The sequence below is a fragment of the Ginsengibacter hankyongi genome (assembly GCF_008710285.1).
Taxonomy (GTDB): Bacteria; Bacteroidota; Bacteroidia; order Chitinophagales; family Chitinophagaceae; genus Ginsengibacter; species Ginsengibacter hankyongi.
Genome location: NZ_VYQF01000003.1, coordinates 480,227 through 501,491 on the forward strand (window position 1 = coordinate 480,227; position 21,265 = coordinate 501,491).

Consider the following 21,265-nt stretch of genomic DNA (forward strand, 5'->3'; position numbering starts at 1 on the left):
ACTTTTAGGTTACCCAAATTTATAGGTAACTTTTGAGTTACGCAAATTTTTTTGAGAAAACAGTGGGGAACGTATCCGGTACTTAAATTTACGCGTGGTTATTGATCCTGGAAGCTCTTATCCTGCTTAATGTTTCTTCAGTAATCCCCAGGTAAGATGCTATGTATTTGGAAGGAACCCTTAATATGATATGAGGAAAGTGATTAAAAATAAAATTGTATCGATCGATTGCTTTTTGCATTCTTAATGAATATAACCTTTGCTCACTCAGCTGGTAATATTTTTCCGTTACAACTCTGCCGATAAAATTAAATTCGGAACAATGGTTATATAAATATTGCAATTCGGGGTAACTTATATAATAAAGATGGGAGTCTTCAACCGTCTGTATGCTTTCGCGGCTGGGTATTTGATTTAAAAAACTTTCAACAGAAAAAATAACATCCTGCTCTTTCATAAACCATGAATTTATTTCTTTATCATTTTTGGTATAGAAACATCTTAGCAGGCCATTCTTAACGAAATAAATATTATAACATACTCTACCTTTTTTAAGTACAAAATTTTTCCTGGGCACTTCTATTTCTTTTAAATTTTTGGTTAGGTAGTCTATCGCTTTTTGAGATAGCGGATAGATAGAATTGAGGAAAGCAAAAAGTTCATCCATAAAATATTTATTTAATGCTCCAGGGATATCCTCTTTCGTTTTTACCAGGGTATCCTGCTTAATCATATTATTGGTATATCAAATAACATGCATAGGGAATTTTTTTAATTAATGAATCGGGAATTTTTTTTCAGGCAGAGAAAGAGATAACATACAATGACTAAACCCAAAGGTCCGGATTAACTGAATGGCATCCGCGATTGGCAGCGCATGACCGTTGCCAGAAGGGCGAAACGTGTTACGCCATATATCTTATCATATTGAAAAAGTTTTTCGTCGCAACCTTTTAGAATTTTGCAAGTAATAAACCCCAACTGCTTTTATTAAATCCAACTGCTACCCCTATTCGAAATTTATCAAATATAGAAGTAGGCAAAAGAATACAAGCAAAATGATTATTTATTTCTAATTTTGTCCCAACCCTATCTTTCGAAAATTTTATCATTCCTCACCCGCAGACGGGCAGATTTTAAAGACGTCCAATACGATGAAAATAGTTATACCGCATGATTATCAAAATGCTATAAGAGGTCTTGATTGCTTTAAACTTTTGCAAGATCACGATGTTACCATCTGCAATGACACATCAACGTCATTAAGCACCCTGGCAGAAACGTTAAAAGAAGCAGAAGTATTAGTATTAATAAGAGAACGCACCAAAATATCTCAAGAACTTTTATCAATGCTTCCTCGATTAAAACTCATAAGCCAAACCGGAAAAATATCCACTCACCTTGATCTTCAAGCCTGCAATAAATATAAAGTTGCGGTTGCAGAAGGAGTCGGATCTCCAATAGCTCCGGCAGAATTAGCATGGAGCTTAATTATGAATGCCTCAAGGCAGATTCCCCAAGCTATCGAAGAAATGAAAAAAGGACAATGGCAAACAAACATTGGCAAAGCGCTGCATGGGCAAAAATTAGGAATTTGGGGCTATGGTAAAATTGGTAAGTTAGTTGCAAATTTTGCCAGGGCATTTGAAATGAAAGTAATAATTTGGGGTAGTGAAACCTCGAGAATAAAAGCTGCAGCTGATGGCTTTTCTATTGCAGCAAGTAAAGAGGATTTTTTTTCCACAGTCGATATTGCTTCACTTCATTTAAGGCTTACAGAAAGCACTAAACAGATTGTAAAAGCAAGTGATTTTGCGTTAATGAAGTCAGGTTCCCTGTTTGTAAATATTAGTCGTAAATGAACACAACGTTGGAGAGGTATACCCTGTGAGTCATTCCATTGCTAATTCATTTTGTTTTAAAACGATGACTTAATTCTTAATATTCACAATTTGACTATCTTGTCTTCTTTAATAGCTGCACCCTGGATAATTTTCATGGTATATATGCCCGGAACAAAATTAACTATATCTACCCATGTTGTGGTTGTAATGAGTTTCATTGTTTTTACCAGTCGCCCATTGCTATTTATAAATTGAACAACAGCAGGTTCATCTTTTTGGAGTATAATCAACAACTTATTTGAAACGGGATTTGGATAAAATTGAATTTCCCTGCTATTTCTTTCACTTATCCTCAATACATTACTACCTGTAATCCTTCCATCATTATCAACTATTCTAAGACGGTAAAAATTAATATCCCCGGGATTATTCTGCGTATACGCATACACGTTGTTGCCTGCCCCGTTATTGCATTTAGCTGATTGGCTGTTGATAGTTTGCCAGTTTACTGAATTATTGCTCCATTGCAATTCGAAGTGATTGGTATTTATTTCAGCAGCGGTATGCCAAGACAGGAAAACCTGGTGGTCATGTATTCTGCCTGCGAAATCTACCAGTTGCAAAGGTAATACCGAAGCTGGCGTCCAGGTAAAATTATCAACCGCAAAATAATTGACGGCAGAACTGCATCTGAATTCAATTTCATCAATAGCCACCTTACTAAAATCAGATCCGCCTTCCGTGGCAAAATTGATATAATTAAATCCATTATTAGTTGCAAACCCGGTAATAAAACCTGAAACTTTATTTATCGTAAACACAGTTACACCCGCCTTTTTCCCATTGATAATTACACTCCCCGGAGCTACATTAGTATTACCATGATCAGAAGAAAAAAACAGATGTACACTTATAATGTTGAATAAGCGATTATCAGTAGTTTTTATGGAATATACCTGGCCGGTACCAATACTGGATCCATTGTCCAAAAATTTATCTGAAACACCCGTACAACTTCCCGAAGTACAACTGGTACCTACCCCAAATCCCCCTGAAGTATTGGTCGTAGATCCACCTCCGGGGTTAGGCATTATCCATGTATTTGATGGTATGTAAACGCCAAAAAGGCCGCCCAAAGTGCCTCCCGGTGTTACAGTGATAGCCGTAAATGACTGACCGTTATTGGTAAATGTTGTAGGTTTACCCGCACCAGTAATCCCTTCAAAAGTTTCAGTATAAACCTGGGCATTCAAAATTAAAGTGGAAAATAAAAGTGGAATAAAATTAATGAGTAGTTTTTTTCTCATCCCTGTATATATAATCAGGTAACCTTTTTTTTCTGGCATAAAACAAGTAAGGACTTTTAATTAAAGGATTTTTTTCATTACATTGTTCACTATTTTATCGCAATAGATAAGATTGAATTCATAAATATCCTCGGGAGAGTAAATCTTTTCTATTTCATTGCGGAGCATCATTTTGGCACGGTTCAATCTCACTTTTACATTGGAGGCCGTAATGTTTAATAGTTCAGCAGTGTCGGCTACGCTTAGCCCCGTTAGTTCTCTCAATGTAAAAGTCATCCTGTAATCTTCAGGTAAATTTTTGAGGGCAGCCTCAATAACATTTCTTAATTCCTTGTTTACAATAGACCTGTCGGGGTCGCTATGGTTGGTAGTTAAAAACATGGATCCGGAATTTTCGTTAACTGATATTTCTATAGTGGGCTTATTGCGATAACTAAGTTTTTGAGATTTATGATAACACAGGTTCAGCATTATCCTTATCATCCATGTTTTGAAAGAAGAGCGATTCTCAAATTTAGAAAGACTTTGAAAGATACTTATAAATGCTTCCTGCATTAAGTCTTCAGTATCCTGGTGATTGTACCCATAGCCTCTTCCTGTTTTATAAAGATCAGGGTTGTATCGCCGGATTAAAATTTCAAACAATTCCCTATTTCCCATCAGTATCTCCTGGATAACCACCGAGTCAGGATATTGCTCAATATTTTTATAAACAGTAGCGTAATTCATAATATAATTTTTTGTCTTTAATATCTCCCTTGCAGGATCAAGAGGTGCATCCAACTTCATTAGAGTATCCGGGGAAGAGAAGGGTTACAGCAAAAAAGAAATTTTTTTCTAACTCTTGCCAACTAAGTCCATATCGCTCGATCTTCATATCAATGTCATATCCGCCTTACCTTCAATACAAATACCTTCTTCGTAACCTGGTAGAATAATTACCCTAGAAAGAAATTAGCAGCATCTATTCATTTCTTAAAAAATTGTCCGGAACATTGGTGTTGGGATCACTTCGTTTATCGATTTTTGAGGTAATGGGTTCTTAGAATGTTCGTTCAGGCTCAGCTGCAACCATTTTATATTCATGCCAGTTACCAAGCTTATATATGCCATTATTAAAGATGCCCACTTCCTGAAATCCCAGGTTTTTATGAAATACTTCACTCCTTGTATTAGGCAAAACCAGGCCGGCGAACACATTGACAATACCTTGGAGTCTAAGTATGTTGAATAATGCCTGGTACAGCGTTTTTGCAACGCCCTTACCATGATGTCCTGATTCTACATAAATACTTGTTTCCACAGACCATTGATGACCGGCTGCCAACCGGTATCTCTTGGCCAAAGCATACCCTATGATTATATTATTTATTTCACAAACCAATACCGGATAGTAAGTGGTAGTATTTCTAATTTCCCTCGAAAAAGCTTCGAATTGGAGAATTTCATATTCAGGTGTTATAGTAGTTAACGTAACGAATGGTTTATAAAGCTCTAATACCTGGCTGATATCGGCGGTTTTTATGAGCCTTATGGTACGGTTACTATTCAAAGAAACATCGTTTTATGTGGAGAAATTCTCAATCCCTTTACTAAAATTGGGCAAAACTGCAAGTAACCTAAATGTATTTTCGTTTACTAAAACGATCCGTAACAAACCACATTTTCAATGAAATTAGTCGGTCACTTCTTAGGAGGCCGCAACTATGCCCTGTCTTTGCCTTGAAAATGGTAAAAAATAGGAACTATTGAAATGAAATAAATAAATTTCGCTTTGGTTAATCTGCACAATAAGCCTCAACAATTACTTCCTAAATTTTAAACACCCAATTTTTAAAATTCTTCTTTGATAATAAATTTATCTCCACCCAAATTCGCTAATTGTTTTTCTATCTCATCCATCATAGGCTCGGGGCCACATAAGTAAATGTGTTTGTCTATAGTTGAGATATGTTCCTTAAGAAAGTTTTCAGTAATATATCCATGGGCATAATTTTCGCTTTTTTCCTCAGACAAGATATTGATAAAATTTTTACCTAATAAATTTGTAAATATCCTTTCGTTGATTATATCAGATGCGGTTTTGTTAGCAAAGATCAGCTTATTGCTGCCAATCTTACCTTCTGAATCAAGTTGCCTGAAGATAGAAACAAATGGGGTCACTCCGGCTCCGCCTGCAATAAAAATGCCTTCCTCTGTGTAGGCGATAGATCCAAAAACATCATGCAAAATTAATTCATCATTATTCTTTAGTTGCAAAAGCTCCCTGGTAACGCCGTAATGAGATGGATAAGTTTTAATAGTAAATTCAAGGTAATCATCAGATGGAAGGCTTGTAAATGTGAAAGGCCTTTTTTCGTTTCGCCAACCATTTTTATTGATAGATATGTCGGCAGCTTGTCCAGGTGAGAAATTAAAATCCAGAGGTTTTTCAGTTACTATGCGCAAAACGTCGTGCGTAATATTTTCGATTATTTTTATTTTTATGATATCTTGTTCCATTTTATTTTGGATTTTATATGTAATTTATTTTCCCTCTCGTTATACCTTCTTCTTAGTTAATCATTTTCAGGAATTCACTTTTTATATCCGGTAGTAAAAACCTGCCTCCGTAAAAAGAGGTCATTGTACTACTGTTTGTATCTTTTACGCCTCTTGATGCAACACAAAAATGTACGGCATCAATAACAACAGCAACATCATTTGTTTGCAGTACTTCCTTCAAATCTTCTGCTATTTGATTTGTAAGACGCTCTTGTACCTGCGGTCTTTTACTATAGTATTCCACTATCCGGTTGATTTTAGAAAGTCCTATAACATTTCCACTGGAGAAGTAGGCTACATGTGCTTTACCAACAATGGGAACAAAATGATGTTCGCAATAGGTATAAATTGTAATATTCTTTTCTACGATCATTTCTCTATAATTATATTTATTTTCGAAAAGAGCAACCGCAGGCTTATTTTCGGTATTTAAGCCGCTGAATATTTCTTTAACATACATTTTCGCAACGCGTTCCGGTGTATCCCTGAGGCTGTCATCATTCATATCAAGTCCCAATAAAATCATTATTTGCTTAAAATGCTCACCAATTAATTTTATTTTAGTTTCGTCGTCCGTTGTAACTGTATGGGTATGTTGTAATCTTTCAATTGGACCGACAGGCTTATTTCCGTTGATTTTTTTTAATTCAATTTCATTATAATGCCCTGAAAATGTATTTCCATTTTGCTTCATGAGTTTCAATTAATTTTATTAGTGTATTTTATGATATAAGAGTAAACGAACTTGGAAAGGTTACAAACTATCAGTCAGAAAGTTGTTTTAGCGATTGTTGAGAAATGATATCGCCCTTTCAAACTTCTTTTTTACTTCTATGGGGGTTGTATTCAGAATTTCAGCAATTTCGATGTCATCAACCCCTATTATTTTTTTTAAAACATATACAACTCGAAGACTCAGATATAAATCATGAATATTAGTTGCAGAAGTTCGCGGGTACCCCAAAACACGCGGCCTAAGTTCTGGAAACCTGTGTCTGTTAACAATATTTTGACTTATTCTAAAAATGCATTTATTAACCATAATTTTTAAACACCAGGCTCTAAATCCATATAAATCAGAATGGCAACTATGATTAATCACATGAAGTTTGGCCTGGTAAATCAGTTCGTACGATTCGTTATCGGAAAAATCAAGGTTAGTCGCAATCTTATACAGCAAAGGCTCATATTTTTCGAAAGAGTTCGATCGGTTATGAGTCAAAGCTATTTTATTTACGCTGACAGCCATTCTTAAATATTTAGTCAAAGACGAAAATCATTATTTGGGAATCTGACGCACAAATGAAATGTGTGGTTTAGCTTTAAATATCCACATGGGCATTTTATTCATCATCACGGAACAGTACTGAAAGGGTCTGTTAAACAATCCGTTTATAACGATTTTAAGTATTCCACAAGATCCTGCTTTTCGGAAGTTGTCAGATTTAAAGACATGAAGGTATTATAATGGTTAACCACATCGTTTAACGTAGCAAACCTTCCATCATGATAGAATCCTCCTTTCATCCTGGTAAATAAACCTCCCAATGGAGTTGTTCTATATTTACCAGTTGGAGACCTTTTAGCTTCAAAATCATCAATGCCAATTTCCGAAGCGTCATGCAAAATATTATCTGCAAATACCGGAGAAGCATGGCAAGATGCACACTTGGCTTTCAAAAGAAAAACGCCTTTACCCCTGTCAGCTGCTGCCTTGTCAAAGCTACCTGCGGGAGGTTTAGGTGCCGAAATAGAATGTTGATAGGATTTTAAAGCGGGAAGTTTTGATGTGATCAAATCGGGGGTATTAATAACATTACCAAAATTATTTTCAACTGCTATCGGATATTTTACCGGATCATTCAAACGGGAATCATGGAAGGTCCCTTTCCCGTGCATCTCCAGGTTTCCCACAAACGAGTTCCAATAGCTTATATCGCCCCAACCCGTATACGTAGTTAACCCGATATTCTTAAGGCCGAAAGCCGCAGGAATTAAATTTGCTGCAACAGAACCGTCCGGGCGCAATGCCTTTCCATCCATAAATAATACAGCTGCGAATTTTCCAGGACCCCATGCTGCCAGCACACTTCTCAATGTCGTTTCATCTACATGAAGCAAATTCGCTACCGGCTGCGCATTATCGGTCAGTGAAATTATTGTTCCTACGTTCAGATCCCGGTTTGGCCATCCATCAAGCCGTTTACCAATTCCGGGTGCAAATGAATTATCTACGGTTGAATGACAGGATGCACAGGTTATACCTATTGATTTTAATGAACCGGAAGAACTGAAAGTTCCCTTAACACCAACTACGGCATTTAATTTTAATAAGGTAAGTGTTGTAGCCGGGTCGTTAAGGTCTATTGCACCGGAACTTATTCCTGCAACAACCTCAGGAGGCAGGGCTTCGGCATCTACTTTTAATCCAACAGCCAATGCCGTTTTCGGGCTAACCCCAGCGCCAAATCCACCATTCTTCGCTCCGGCAATCGCTTTATCTATGTGTAATAGCCCGCTCCAGAAGTCCTCATCCCCAAAAGTATCATCGCGAAAAATTTGTTTTCCCTGGCTGATCAATGCGGGATCATCCTTTTCATCCATATGTGTATCATTCTTTTTACATTGAGACAGAATAACGAACAATGATAATGATACCATCACAAGAAGTTGCTTTTTGTATTTCATATAATATCCTTGAAGTGAAGAATTCTCAGTTTAAATGTTTCTATTAAAAATATATACCAACTCTGATGCTTTGAAAACCGGGTTCTCAATTTTCATCGTGCACGGATAAGAAAATTAATTTCCACAATTCAGTCTTCAGAAGTACATAGAGTGGCGGGGAATTAAAAAGGTTACAAACAAGAATTAAAAAGAATAAAAAAATGTTGATTAATAAACTCAACATTCAAAGGGAAACATAGAAGTCTGAATTATTCTATTATTGGTTCGTGATTGAAACCTGCCCACGCGGCTTGCAGAAGGGGGACACCAGTCAACTCAGAGGCATAGTACAAACCCCATCAAAATTTGTTACATGGGCGCTTTCTGGATACTTTTATTTATGTTGATGGCAATTTTATATGAGAAGGATCGTTTAAAAATCAACAAGACAAAATTGCTTTTAATAATTTGACCTTGATTTTTTGAAAGACAATATGTCTCCTTAATTTTATTTTTTAATAAAGACTTAACCTAATGAATACTAAGTTACTAATGACAATAAGTGCGGCTATTTTGGGAGCGGTAGGAATTATTTTAACATTTATGCCTCAAGAAGTTTCACACTTTTTAAATTTTACCGAGTTAACTCCTATTGTCTTCCAAATCCTAGGTGCTCTTTACTTTGGATTTGCAATGCTAAACTGGACTGCTAAGGCAAATTTAATTGGTGGTATATATAGCAGACCTATAGCAATCGGTAACTTTACACATTTTCTTATCGGCGGACTTGCATCAATTAAATTGGTATTACATAACACTGCCTTGACCTCCATTTGGATATGCGCCATTGTGTATTTAGTATTTGCTTTACTCTTCGGATACGTATTTTTCACCAATCCCTCCTCGAATAATAGAGCAGCGTGATGAAAAATAGAACATGTTCTTCGGCGGAATAATAAGAAAAGACCGCCAACTAACAAAAGAGGCGTGTTATTTAAAAACGCAAGGGTATGCTGTTTGGTCAATTTATTTAAGTAGTACATATTATCAACCGTTAGAATGAGGTCTACAGTGACAGTAAAGCCATTTTTTTCCTTAACAGCGTAAGTGTTCGCCTTTAACTTACAGCACTTTTTCTATGCAGTTCATAGTACCATGCCCGCTTCGGACTCGAAAAAAATCTCCCCGTTTATTAATGAACAAACGCTTTTTGTAACCTTTTCGATTGAATGACACTCCAATATGGTATGGGCTATATTATCAAACACAATCTAAATAAATCAAGATGGCAATCGCTAATTTAAATCAAGAGCTTAAACCAACGTTCCACTTATTAAAGTACACATTTGGTATTGTTCCAATTGTTGCGGGAATTGACAAATTCACCGACTTGTTAACGCAATGGGAAAATTATCTTAACCCGGGCATTGCACATTTAATTCCATTCACACCACATACTTTTATGATGATAGTTGGAGTAATTGAAGTTATCGCAGGTTTGATTGTACTGGCCAAACCAATAATCGGAGGATATATTGTTTCAGCCTGGTTAACATTAATTGCAATGACTTTATTAGCAAGTGGAAATTATTTAGATGTTGCTGTTCGTGATATCGTAATGGGCATCGGGGCTTTTTCTCTTGCTAAAATCAGCAAAATTACCTCATAAGAGGATAAATTTATTAAGGAAAAACTTTGAGCTACTCACATATTATTTCAAATGAATTGCTTGACCCGAGTAGCAGGGCAGGGATGCTTAAATGAGCGGCGGCAAATACTACATCAATAGTTCCGGGAGAAACAACTTTCGTTAAAAAATTTTATCTTACGCCCGCTTACAAATCTTACCCTGATGATAACCATAAAAATTAATGAATTTAAGGGCTATGGTCTTGAAGAGTTTACCCTGTTTTTAAAAGAGTCCGAAGACAACGTATACGAAATTATCGTTCCCAAAAAAACGGTTGCGGGAACTTCTGCGAATGCAGATATTGCCTGGGAGTATTTTACGGCAGCTTATATAGGGCGCCAGTTATATGAAATTTCATCAGAATTTTGTTATACCGCTGCCACCCCAAAGCGTAAAGGTGAATTTGGATTTCATATTACTGCCCGGCGGATCGAACAACTGGCCGGCTTGCTGTTCCAAGCGTCGGGCGCTTTTGGAAATGCTGAAGTTGCAGAACCTGTCAATTTCACCCTGGAAGTAGGTGCGTTTATTACTTACTTTAAAGATAAGCCTACGGTGTGCCAGGACTTATTAGATATAGGCAAAGAATATCATTGCGATAAATAGGACTAATAAGGAATTAGTGAAGCTTAGTATAACGGACATTTACTTTATTACAATACGTGTATATACTACCAGGCCGGTATTTTCAACAGGCATGGAATTAGTCAATAGTCCGCTTCCGCACCAGGGTTGAGCTCCTTATCTTTGTACCGAAGTTGATTGATGTCAGGAGACATTAATCTACAATCCAAATCCTTCGAAAAGAGCCATATTCAATTATCCAACAGAAAATCATAAAGTCCGGTATCAGTCAGCTTCATTTTTCCAATACCTTTTGAAAATTATATTCAAGCTATCCTGCTAAAAGATCACTACCCCTGGAATTAAAATTATTCCATGAAACCCCGCCGCCGGCGGGGTTTTTTATTTGGTAGTCAGCTTCACTTATGCTCCTCACCCTCGCTGCAATCTCTCGCAGCTGATTCATATCTTCGAGCGTAATCATAACCAGTAAAGACGAAACATCGGATCTGCCACCGCAACAGGCGGTCGTTCGAACACGCATAGTAGCTATACAATCTCTAAACCAACAATTGTATTTAAAAACAACCCAACTATAACTTCATTAAAAGCTCCCACTCTACTCCACCAACTAAACCTGTAAAACGCTGTTAAAAAAAGAGGCCACGGTAGAAGCCGCTATCGAACCAAAACTAACGACATAAGGATTAAAATACGCACTTTTTTAAGCTGTAAGATAACGCAAAGTATAGCCAGGTAATTAATTCCCGGTAGTGCCAACTTGATGAATGTCATAACCATTAATGATTTCAGCCCATATAATTGCTACTCTTACTTGCGTAGTTTAGGAATGTATAATCATAATAATTGAAGAGACTTTGTAATAATCAGAAAACAAGTCATGCAGCAATTAATTTTACCACAGTTAAAGTATGAGATTGATACTTACAGGCGGTTATTAAATTTTATTACCGACGAAAATGTGCATTTAAAGAACAGGCTTGCAGTAGTTGTAAAAGATAACTTTGAAAAAAATCTGGTGGAAGAGTTGGACAATTATTTAAGCAAATTTGTAGCACAGGATGAGCTGATCAATTTATTAAAAAATGATATTTCAAAAATAGAAAACCGGTTGTGGGGACAAATTCACGACGACGGTGAAATTGTAAAGGATATTTACCCCGGTTTAACGGTGCTACAATCTAACATTTTAACGACGCAAGAGCTGCTTATAACATTATGCAGCGATTTCAATAGTTTTCTTTGGGAGATTATAGTTAATATTAAATGGACCACAAACTATCCGGAACCTTGATAAATATTTTAAATTGTAGTAAGTTAAATATTCATTCTATGAACAGCTGAAGGCATGTGTTAAATGTATTAATTGCATTAGTTATTATCCTTTCCATTTCGCTGGTTTCTTTATCCCTTCTTTTTTCTTTTTAAACAGTTTGCCTGCAAATACCTACGGCATGTTTCGGATTATATAATCTGCACTCTTCGCCTACTCTCAAAAAAACGGAAACCCCTGTAAAAACAAGGGTCGTCTTGTTACCGGTCTCTAATTGCAAAACCGTGTATGAAGTACGTCTTACATCCGGTAACACTATAAATTTAATTCCTTTTTTTTGTATTGCATTCCATCGTACTAACTATAAACCGTAAACGCCGTTTTTATTTATTTGTTCAATAACCCATTCTAATTTTCAGGCCGTTATCATTTTGTCGCATTTGGCCCCTTGTGGTGCACGGCCACCGAAGAAACCTTCATTTCCGGCTGCCACCTGGCTATATTATAGCTGCCTTCCGGCTTTCACGTTCGCAAGCTGCCGAACATGCCTGCAATAAATCAGGTATTATTCTGCCTTCATTCCCCCTTTTGTTAGCCGCAAAACACTCGCGTGTCTCCGGCAAGCTGCTGCAGTAAGGTGGTAATTTATTTACGCTTTACACCATTCTTAAAATTGCGCCTGCCCTCGAGTAGCAGCCTCGCTATCTCATGCTTAAAATAAAAGATCTTACCCAGGCTATCGGAGTAAGAAATTTTACCCGTAGTGCGGTAATGCTGCAGGGTACGCTCTTTAATATTAAGCTCCTGCATTACCTGCTGGCCGTCGAGAAATACATCGCTGAGCTTAAAATCGGGCGGTAGCGCCGACACGGAAAGTTGCATCTCCATCAGCCGTAATTCATTTTGTATAAAATTATAAGCGGTCATACTTTAAATGCCGGGTTAGTTACGGGATGCCATAAATATGCAAAAAGATCATTTACAAAAAATCAGTATTTATACTGATTTTTTAAAAAGCTAACTAAAGTAAATACGTACATAAAAATGCGTAGAAAAATGCTGGAGATAATATAGGTGCTGGCAAGGCATCACGCAAAACCAGGCAATAACAGGCAACCTGCTACACATGGCAGCAAAGTGCTGCAAGCGCCTTTAAAAAACATAATTGCGCATACGGCAGCCCGTTATATTGAGGTACCATACGGGGTATACCACTTTGCAAGCGTATGGAACAGTAACCATTTTATTCACAATTTAAATTTCAATTTTTATGGGAACCATTAGTAAAGGTATCCTCGGAGGTTTCTCCGGCACAGTAGGCACCGTCATCGGCGGAAGCTGGAAGGGAATAGCGTATATGCGCAGCCAGCCAGGCAAGCGCAGCTTTACGCCATCAGAAAAACAACTGGCACAGCAGGCCAGGTTTGCATTGGTCATGCGCTTTTTGCAGCCCATGTCGGCCTTGCTGGAAGTTACGTTTCGCAGCTTCGGCGTGCGGATGACAGGCATCAACAGCGCGCTGTCCTACAACATCCAGAATGCGGTAACGGGCACCTACCCCACGCTAAGTATCGATTATGCCTTAGCGTTAGTATCCAGGGGCGACCTGCCCAACGCACTTTCACCGGCCGTAACGGCTGGTGCAGGCGGCATCCTCACCTTTAGCTGGACGGACAACAGCGGCTCGGGCATTGCCAGTTCCACCGACCTGGCCGTAGCGGTAGCCTACTGCCCTGCCCTACAGCAGGCCGTGTATGATATCGGCAGCTCACGCGGCGATATGACCGCCGACCTGAATGCGTCAGTATTTGCCGGCCAGCAGGTAGAAACATGGATATCGTTTGTAACACAAGACGGAAAAAAATCCGCCACCAGTATTTTTACCGGTGAGGTAACGGTAAGCTAACAGCAACCGCTACCCGAAGAAACGGGCCGGCTTAAGACGGCCTTGTTTCTTTTTAAAAAGAAGAATAATTGATGCACACAATTATCATAGCAGTAATTAACACAATTGACTATTCACCATTGACTATTCACCATTGACCATTCACGATTCACCATTGATCATTCACCATTGATCATTCACCATTCACCAATTCACCATTCACCATTCACCACTAAACTCAACATCCCATGGCAATACTTATCAACGGTCTCTTAAAGGGACGACTCGGCAACAACATATACTTTATAAAAAACGGGAAAAACTTTTCACGCCCGGTAAGAAAGGTAGCCAACCATTCCGAAGCGCAACTGGCCCGCCAACAGCTCTTTGCCAAAGCCGGCAAAATGTGCAAGACTTTACACAAGGACATAACCGATAATATTACCCTGCCGGAAAGGCACCTGGTGTACCCGCGCCTTATGTCGTGCATGCTGCACGTGGTAAGAGGGCTGGATATAAATCTTTTAACCACAGGCAACTGCACTACATGGTTTGCACCTTGCAAATTCAACAGCAGCTTTTCGGTAAAAGAGCGCTGGCATGTAAATTTTGAACTGGTGCATGCGGCCAACGGCCTCTTGCAGCTACAAATACCTACGTATAACCCTACCCGTGAGCTTAATGCCCCGGCGCATACCCATCACGTGCAATGTAATATACTGGCCACGGGATGCGATGTAAACGACGGCACCCCAACGGGCAGTTATGCAACGGTATTAACCATTGACTATACCGATGCCGAAATACCGGCACAGGTAACAGACCTGGCAATACCTACCCCACCCGGTTCTTTAATCTTATTATGTATGTCGCTGGAATATGTACTGTATGGCAGGGGTGCAGAAACTATCAACAGGAACCCAAGATATATGCCCTCGGGGGTCACGGCTGCCATATTAGTATAGACCCCTAACCAACAGGCTTTTTATGTACCATACTATTTCTTCATACTTTTAAAACAAGCAAATGGAAAATATAATTAAACGGGAAGAAGCGTTTCTTGATACGTGTATTTTTTATGGATTGCAAAACCTCAACGATGGCTTTGATGCACCAGGAATTAAATATTTCTCTGAAGATGATTTTGAAAAAGTGCTTAATCGGGTAAAAGAACAGGGCCCTGGCATATTGGGTATTGAGCCCTGGAAAAATGGAGCGTTTTACCAGGTGATGGTTTATGAAGATTTTACAGATGACCCTGCAGACTCAAACTGGTATATGCAGGCATTTGAGAAATTTAAAGAGGAGAAAGAAGAGCTTCAGTATGCGGCATCGTATTTTATACCGGGAAATTTATTAAAATAATATTAATCAATTTCTTACCATTATATTGCCGCATTACACAGTTGTGATTTGCTTTCAACGAATGTTAGTAACTTAGTTCTTTCACATCATAAAAATCTTCCGGACCTGCAAAATATAGTTGTGATTTGCTTTCAACGAATGATATTAACTTAGTTCTTTCACATCTTGGTTCAGAAATGCCATAACGGTAATATAGTTGTGATTTGCTTTCAACGAATGATATTAACTTAGTTCTTTCACATCTGGTGTTTTTGCAACTACTGTGTTGCCTTTGTTGTGATTTGCTTTCAACGAATGATATTAACTTAGTTCTTTCACATCAACGTTGGAGGAAAAGAATGAGCATACAAAGTTGTGATTTGCTTTCAACGAATGATATTAACTTAGTTCTTTCACATCACTCTTTATCGTTAGGGCTCATGGCCTCAAGTTGTGATTTGCTTTCAACGAATGATATTAACTTAGTTCTTTCACATCTCCGGCAGTACGGGGCACACACACAGATTAGTTGTGATTTGCTTTCAACGAATGATATTAACTTAGTTCTTTCACATCTTCACCCCGTTAATTACAACCATATTGCAGTTGTGATTTGCTTTCAACGAATGATATTAACTTAGTTCTTTCACATCGAAGTTCCCGGAATACTATCAACCCGGTAAGTTGTGATTTGCTTTCAACGAATGATATTAACTTAGTTCTTTCACATCTCATGAAAATAGACAATACTCGCTTAATGGTTGTGATTTGCTTTCAACGAATGATATTAACTTAGTTCTTTCACATCTTATTGCATCTTCAACAATTGCTTGCCAATAAGTTGTGATTTGCTTTCAACGAATGATATTAACTTAGTTCTTTCACATCAGACCACACCATTGTAATCCGCGCCTGCAAGTTGTGATTTGCTTTCAACGAATGATATTAACTTAGTTCTTTCACATCTCTATAGCCTTACGGTTTCCCAGGCCTGCCAGTTGTGATTTGCTTTCAACGAATGATATTAACTTAGTTCTTTCACATCGGGATTTGATATTTCACTACACGTTCACGGTTGTGATTTGCTTTCAACGAATGATATTAACTTAGTTCTTTCACATCGGCACCCGTCATAGACAACCTGTTACCGGAGTTGTGATTTGCTTTCAACGAATGATATTAACTTAGTTCTTTCACATCATACAAGGTTTCATTACTACCAGTGAGACTGTTGTGATTTGCTTTCAACGAATGATATTAACTTAGTTCTTTCACATCCGATTTGCAAAAAGAAATTGCCCAACGTGTGTTGTGATTTGCTTTCAACGAATGATATTAACTTAGTTCTTTCACATCTCAATACATAGGACTACCAGACGACATAATGTTGTGATTTGCTTTCAACGAATGATATTAACTTAGTTCTTTCACATCGCATGCAGTCTAATTATAAAATAAATCTTAGTTGTGATTTGCTTTCAACGAATGATATTAACTTAGTTCTTTCACATCAATTACCAGCGTATTACCTGCAATGGTGCTGTTGTGATTTGCTTTCAACGAATGATATTAACTTAGTTCTTTCACATCCCAGAAGTCGGTTGTAGCGAAATCGAGATCGTTGTGATTTGCTTTCAACGAATGATATTAACTTAGTTCTTTCACATCTTAAAGTTTTTCGAGATCCGCTTTAAATTGTTGTGATTTGCTTTCAACGAATGATATTAACTTAGTTCTTTCACATCTTACGACAATTTAAAGAGCCAATGTTACTTGTTGTGATTTGCTTTCAACGAATGATATTAACTTAGTTCTTTCACATCCCAAAATACACAGCTAACATTTGTGCTCCTGTTGTGATTTGCTTTCAACGAATGATATTAACTTAGTTCTTTCACATCTAATGGTCTTGTATATGTGGCGAGTATAAGTGTTGTGATTTGCTTTCAACGAATGATATTAACTTAGTTCTTTCACATCCATTTCAGGCATCGGCATAAACGATAGCCAGTTGTGATTTGCTTTCAACGAATGATATTAACTTAGTTCTTTCACATCACCAAGCCCGATCATCACCCGGTAGTTACCCGTTGTGATTTGCTTTCAACGAATGATATTAACTTAGTTCTTTCACATCATTCCTTCTTAACATAGTTTCTATCATTAAGTTGTGATTTGCTTTCAACGAATGATATTAACTTAGTTCTTTCACATCAAGCTGTCAATTCTTATCGGTTGAGCAAGAGTTGTGATTTGCTTTCAACGAATGATATTAACTTAGTTCTTTCACATCAAGAGAACCCATTTAAAGAATTTGACCGGGGTTGTGATTTGCTTTCAACGAATGATATTAACTTAGTTCTTTCACATCCTTCAGGAAAATGTAGTCCCTGTTTTATTAGTTGTGATTTGCTTTCAACGAATGATATTAACTTAGTTCTTTCACATCAGGCCGCTGGCTCCGCATAGGCAAACTTTGGTTGTGATTTGCTTTCAACGAATGATATTAACTTAGTTCTTTCACATCTCCGCGATTTGAATGCTCAAATAATGGATGTTGTGATTTGCTTTCAACGAATGATATTAACTTAGTTCTTTCACATCCTACAACCGTAAACGGCCATGCATTAAGCAGGTTGTGATTTGCTTTCAACGAATGATATTAACTTAGTTCTTTCACATCTTCGCGGCGCGGCGGCGTCCAGCTTGCTTTGTTGTGATTTGCTTTCAACGAATGATATTAACTTAGTTCTTTCACATCAAAAATTTATTGAAAGCAGTAACTACAGCTGTTGTGATTTGCTTTCAACGAATGATATTAACTTAGTTCTTTCACATCCGATACAGTTAACCCAAAGGTATGGCTTGAGTTGTGATTTGCTTTCAACGAATGATATTAACTTAGTTCTTTCACATCATTTCAATATGCATTGAATTGAATGGATTAGTTGTGATTTGCTTTCAACGAATGATATTAACTTAGTTCTTTCACATCATTTCAATATGCATTGAATTGAATGGATTAGTTGTGATTTGCTTTCAACGAATGATATTAACTTAGTTCTTTCACATCATTTCAATATGCATTGAATTGAATGGATTAGTTGTGATTTGCTTTCAACGAATGATATTAACTTAGTTCTTTCACATCATTTCAATATGCATTGAATTGAATGGATTAGTTGTGATTTGCTTTCAACGAATGATATTAACTTAGTTCTTTCACATCCATAATAGCCGTAATGATAGACCCTTGGCTGTTGTGATTTGCTTTCAACGAATGATATTAACTTAGTTCTTTCACATCGTGGGGAAATCTGCCCTTGCCGGGCAACTTGTTGTGATTTGCTTTCAACGAATGATATTAACTTAGTTCTTTCACATCAGAAATGTTGCTCGGCAACGGCGGCACACGGTTGTGATTTGCTTTCAACGAATGATATTAACTTAGTTCTTTCACATCTGATAATCGAAGTTGTCGCACTCTCCAATGTTGTGATTTGCTTTCAACGAATGATATTAACTTAGTTCTTTCACATCGAACCTGTGGTTGCAGTGAATGAAAGAGTTAGTTGTGATTTGCTTTCAACGAATGATATTAACTTAGTTCTTTCACATCAGGTAGAAACATACAGGTTAACATCGGTTAGTTGTGATTTGCTTTCAACGAATGATATTAACTTAGTTCTTTCACATCCGTGAATAACTGCTACCAAAAAGTTTTTAGGTTGTGATTTGCTTTCAACGAATGATATTAACTTAGTTCTTTCACATCAAAGTTTCTTAAGAATATTATTTCCTGGTAGTTGTGATTTGCTTTCAACGAATGATATTAACTTAGTTCTTTCACATCGGGATAAACGCTATAATAAGAGAGGTGTTGTTGTGATTTGCTTTCAACGAATGATATTAACTTAGTTCTTTCACATCTTCATATTCATTTGCAGTTGAAGGATTCAAGTTGTGATTTGCTTTCAACGAATGATATTAACTTAGTTCTTTCACATCCCAACCTTCTGTAGATACTTACACTAACAACGTTGTGATTTGCTTTCAACGAATGATATTAACTTAGTTCTTTCACATCTATTGAAGGCATTGGCCTTAATGATAGTCAGTTGTGATTTGCTTTCAACGAATGATATTAACTTAGTTCTTTCACATCCAGGGATTTTTTTTAACAAAGCAAACAACGTTGTGATTTGCTTTCAACGAATGATATTAACTTAGTTCTTTCACATCTTATGATTACTCAAATAAAACTAATGCACAAGTTGTGATTTGCTTTCAACGAATGATATTAACTTAGTTCTTTCACATCCACTTTTACATGGAGTCAATTTGTTATGTTGTTGTGATTTGCTTTCAACGAATGATATTAACTTAGTTCTTTCACATCTGTTTGAGTAATGTATGGGTGAACTCCTACGTTGTGATTTGCTTTCAACGAATGATATTAACTTAGTTCTTTCACATCAATTATACCAGAATTACCTCCTGCTGCACTGTTGTGATTTGCTTTCAACGAATGATATTAACTTAGTTCTTTCACATCATAGCCTGTACCACCTGTTGCAACGGTAATGTTGTGATTTGCTTTCAACGAATGATATTAACTTAGTTCTTTCACATCTGGCACTGCATTTAGTAATGCCCCACTGCTGTTGTGATTTGCTTTCAACGAATGATATTAACTTAGTTCTTTCACATCTTAAAACAATTTTTCATAATGGTAAATTAGTTGTGATTTGCTTTCAACGAATGATATTAACTTAGTTCTTTCACATCAAAAATTTATGCCAGAAGTATTAGAACCGTTGTGATTTGCTTTCAACGAATGATATTAACTTAGTTCTTTCACATCGAACTTATATTTCAGCGTATCATATCTTCCGTTGTGATTTGCTTTCAACGAATGATATTAACTTAGTTCTTTCACATCAATAAAATACACTGAAGCTGAAGCAAAGGCGTTGTGATTTGCTTTCAACGAATGATATTAACTTAGTTCTTTCACATCATGGTAAGAACGGGCGAAGAGCAGGAATACGTTGTGATTTGCTTTCAACGAATGATATTAACTTAGTTCTTTCACATCTTGAGACCCGGGGGGAAACCGTTATTACTTGTTGTGATTTGCTTTCAACGAATGATATTAACTTAGTTCTTTCACATCATCTACCACAGGAACAGTAGGCGTTTTGCCGTTGTGATTTGCTTTCAACGAATGATATTAACTTAGTTCTTTCACATCCCAAAAGGTTAAGCGTTTACATCTTGTAAAGTTGTGATTTGCTTTCAACGAATGATATTAACTTAGTTCTTTCACATCTCCAAAAGTTTCTACCAATTCTGAACCGTTAGTTGTGATTTGCTTTCAACGAATGATATTAACTTAGTTCTTTCACATCCTAATTCGTTTTCGTCTTTGTCTTGTAATAGTTGTGATTTGCTTTCAACGAATGATATTAACTTAGTTCTTTCACATCTTTAATGTGTTACGGCGCCACGTTCTCGCAGTTGTGATTTGCTTTCAACGAATGATATTAACTTAGTTCTTTCACATCCAACCCGATATTTTTACCACCTGTAGATATGTTGTGATTTGCTTTCAACGAATGATATTAACTTAGTTCTTTCACATCATTAGCACTTGCGATGTTTTCTTCAATGGGTTGTGATTTGCTTTCAACGAATGATATTAACTTAGTTCTTTCACATCTGCTCTATATTGACCAAGCTATTGCATCTGTTGTGATTTGCTTTCAACGAATGATATTAACTTAGTTCTTTCACATCCTGCCAGATGATAACACCTACTTCAACATTGTTGTGATTTGCTTTCAACGAATGATATTAACTTAGTTCTTTCACATCAATAAAGATCTCCAGGAAGCAGCCGTTGCCGTTGTGATTTGCTTTCAACGAATGATATTAACTTAGTTCTTTCACATCTTCAGGGAAAATTGGAATTACAGTAATGGAGTTGTGATTTGCTTTCAACGAATGATATTAACTTAGTTCTTTCACATCAGCCCAGGAATTTATTATTGCATCTATATTGTTGTGATTTGCTTTCAACGAATGATATTAACTTAGTTCTTTCACATCCAATACTACAGGCAG

17 protein-coding genes and 1 CRISPR repeat array (1 of these 18 only partly in view) are annotated in these 21,265 nt (G+C 37.0%); of the genes, 8 read left to right on the forward strand and 9 right to left on the reverse strand.

Going from position 1 to position 21,265, the window contains the following annotated elements; translation table 11 throughout:
• Positions 1-88: 88 nt before the first annotated feature.
• On the reverse strand, positions 89-733 hold the full coding sequence (locus FW778_RS14310; RefSeq protein WP_202552253.1) for a Crp/Fnr family transcriptional regulator: 645 nt from the start codon (positions 731-733) through the stop codon (positions 89-91).
• Positions 734-1,154: 421 nt separating this feature from the next.
• On the opposite strand from FW778_RS14310, the gene FW778_RS14315 reads away from it, so the two are divergent.
• The gene (locus tag FW778_RS14315; protein ID WP_150415434.1) at positions 1,155-1,862 is read left to right on the forward strand and encodes an NAD(P)-dependent oxidoreductase; all 708 of its coding nucleotides are present in this window, start codon (positions 1,155-1,157) and stop codon (positions 1,860-1,862) included.
• Positions 1,863-1,945: 83 nt separating this feature from the next.
• Here the strand turns inward: FW778_RS14315 and FW778_RS14320 are convergent, their stop codons facing one another.
• From FW778_RS14320 to FW778_RS14345, 6 genes are all read right to left on the reverse strand, one after another.
• Positions 1,946-3,190, reverse strand: coding sequence for a T9SS type A sorting domain-containing protein (locus FW778_RS14320; RefSeq protein ID WP_150415435.1), 1,245 nt, complete (start codon positions 3,188-3,190; stop codon positions 1,946-1,948).
• A gap of 21 nt (positions 3,191-3,211) precedes the next feature.
• On the reverse strand, positions 3,212-3,880 hold the full coding sequence (locus FW778_RS14325) for a sigma-70 family RNA polymerase sigma factor (protein WP_150415436.1): 669 nt from the start codon (positions 3,878-3,880) through the stop codon (positions 3,212-3,214).
• Between the two features lie 313 nt (positions 3,881-4,193).
• Positions 4,194-4,703 carry a GNAT family N-acetyltransferase gene (locus FW778_RS14330; RefSeq protein WP_150415437.1) on the reverse strand — a complete coding sequence of 170 codons (510 nt, stop codon included), beginning with the start codon at positions 4,701-4,703 and terminating at the stop codon, positions 4,194-4,196.
• Positions 4,704-4,984: 281 nt separating this feature from the next.
• Positions 4,985-5,653, reverse strand: coding sequence for a ferredoxin reductase domain-containing protein (locus FW778_RS14335; protein WP_150415438.1), 669 nt, complete (start codon positions 5,651-5,653; stop codon positions 4,985-4,987).
• A gap of 52 nt (positions 5,654-5,705) precedes the next feature.
• Positions 5,706-6,389: a GTP cyclohydrolase I FolE gene (folE, locus tag FW778_RS14340; RefSeq protein ID WP_150415439.1), complete on the reverse strand. Its 684-nt coding sequence runs from the start codon at positions 6,387-6,389 to the stop codon at positions 5,706-5,708.
• Positions 6,390-7,087: 698 nt separating this feature from the next.
• Complete coding sequence (locus FW778_RS14345) at positions 7,088-8,383, reverse strand: hypothetical protein (protein ID WP_150415440.1); 1,296 nt, start codon at positions 8,381-8,383, stop codon at positions 7,088-7,090.
• A gap of 513 nt (positions 8,384-8,896) precedes the next feature.
• Between FW778_RS14345 and FW778_RS14350 the strand changes: the two genes are divergently transcribed.
• From FW778_RS14350 to FW778_RS14360, 3 genes are all read left to right on the forward strand, one after another.
• The gene (locus FW778_RS14350; RefSeq protein WP_150415441.1) at positions 8,897-9,286 is read left to right on the forward strand and encodes a hypothetical protein; all 390 of its coding nucleotides are present in this window, start codon (positions 8,897-8,899) and stop codon (positions 9,284-9,286) included.
• A 361-nt stretch (positions 9,287-9,647) separates the two neighbouring features.
• Positions 9,648-10,031, forward strand: coding sequence for a hypothetical protein (locus FW778_RS14355; protein WP_150415442.1), 384 nt, complete (start codon positions 9,648-9,650; stop codon positions 10,029-10,031).
• Positions 10,032-10,214: 183 nt separating this feature from the next.
• Positions 10,215-10,658: a hypothetical protein gene (locus FW778_RS14360; RefSeq protein ID WP_150415443.1), complete on the forward strand. Its 444-nt coding sequence runs from the start codon at positions 10,215-10,217 to the stop codon at positions 10,656-10,658.
• A 289-nt stretch (positions 10,659-10,947) separates the two neighbouring features.
• Here the strand turns inward: FW778_RS14360 and FW778_RS14365 are convergent, their stop codons facing one another.
• On the reverse strand, positions 10,948-11,160 hold the full coding sequence (locus FW778_RS14365; protein ID WP_150415444.1) for a hypothetical protein: 213 nt from the start codon (positions 11,158-11,160) through the stop codon (positions 10,948-10,950).
• Positions 11,161-11,517: 357 nt separating this feature from the next.
• On the opposite strand from FW778_RS14365, the gene FW778_RS14370 reads away from it, so the two are divergent.
• A complete protein-coding gene (locus tag FW778_RS14370) occupies positions 11,518-11,931 on the forward strand; it encodes a hypothetical protein (RefSeq protein WP_150415445.1) in 414 nt (137 codons plus the stop codon).
• Positions 11,932-12,555: 624 nt separating this feature from the next.
• On the opposite strand, the gene FW778_RS14375 is transcribed toward FW778_RS14370, so the two are convergent.
• The gene (locus tag FW778_RS14375) at positions 12,556-12,837 is read right to left on the reverse strand and encodes a MerR family transcriptional regulator (protein ID WP_150415446.1); all 282 of its coding nucleotides are present in this window, start codon (positions 12,835-12,837) and stop codon (positions 12,556-12,558) included.
• A gap of 343 nt (positions 12,838-13,180) precedes the next feature.
• On the opposite strand from FW778_RS14375, the gene FW778_RS14380 reads away from it, so the two are divergent.
• The 3 genes from FW778_RS14380 to FW778_RS14390 all read left to right on the forward strand — a co-directional run bounded on the left by FW778_RS14380 (position 13,181) and on the right by FW778_RS14390 (position 15,160).
• Positions 13,181-13,816: a DUF6266 family protein gene (locus FW778_RS14380; RefSeq protein WP_150415447.1), complete on the forward strand. Its 636-nt coding sequence runs from the start codon at positions 13,181-13,183 to the stop codon at positions 13,814-13,816.
• A gap of 227 nt (positions 13,817-14,043) precedes the next feature.
• Positions 14,044-14,760 (forward strand): hypothetical protein, encoded by a 717-nt coding sequence (locus FW778_RS14385; RefSeq protein WP_150415448.1) that lies wholly within the window; start codon positions 14,044-14,046, stop codon positions 14,758-14,760.
• 61 nt (positions 14,761-14,821) lie between these two features.
• The gene (locus FW778_RS14390; protein ID WP_202552254.1) at positions 14,822-15,160 is read left to right on the forward strand and encodes a hypothetical protein; all 339 of its coding nucleotides are present in this window, start codon (positions 14,822-14,824) and stop codon (positions 15,158-15,160) included.
• Between the two features lie 40 nt (positions 15,161-15,200).
• Positions 15,201-21,265: direct repeats of the CRISPR family, unit length 48 nt; unit sequence GTTGTGATTTGCTTTCAACGAATGATATTAACTTAGTTCTTTCACATC; it runs 141 nt beyond the window's last position.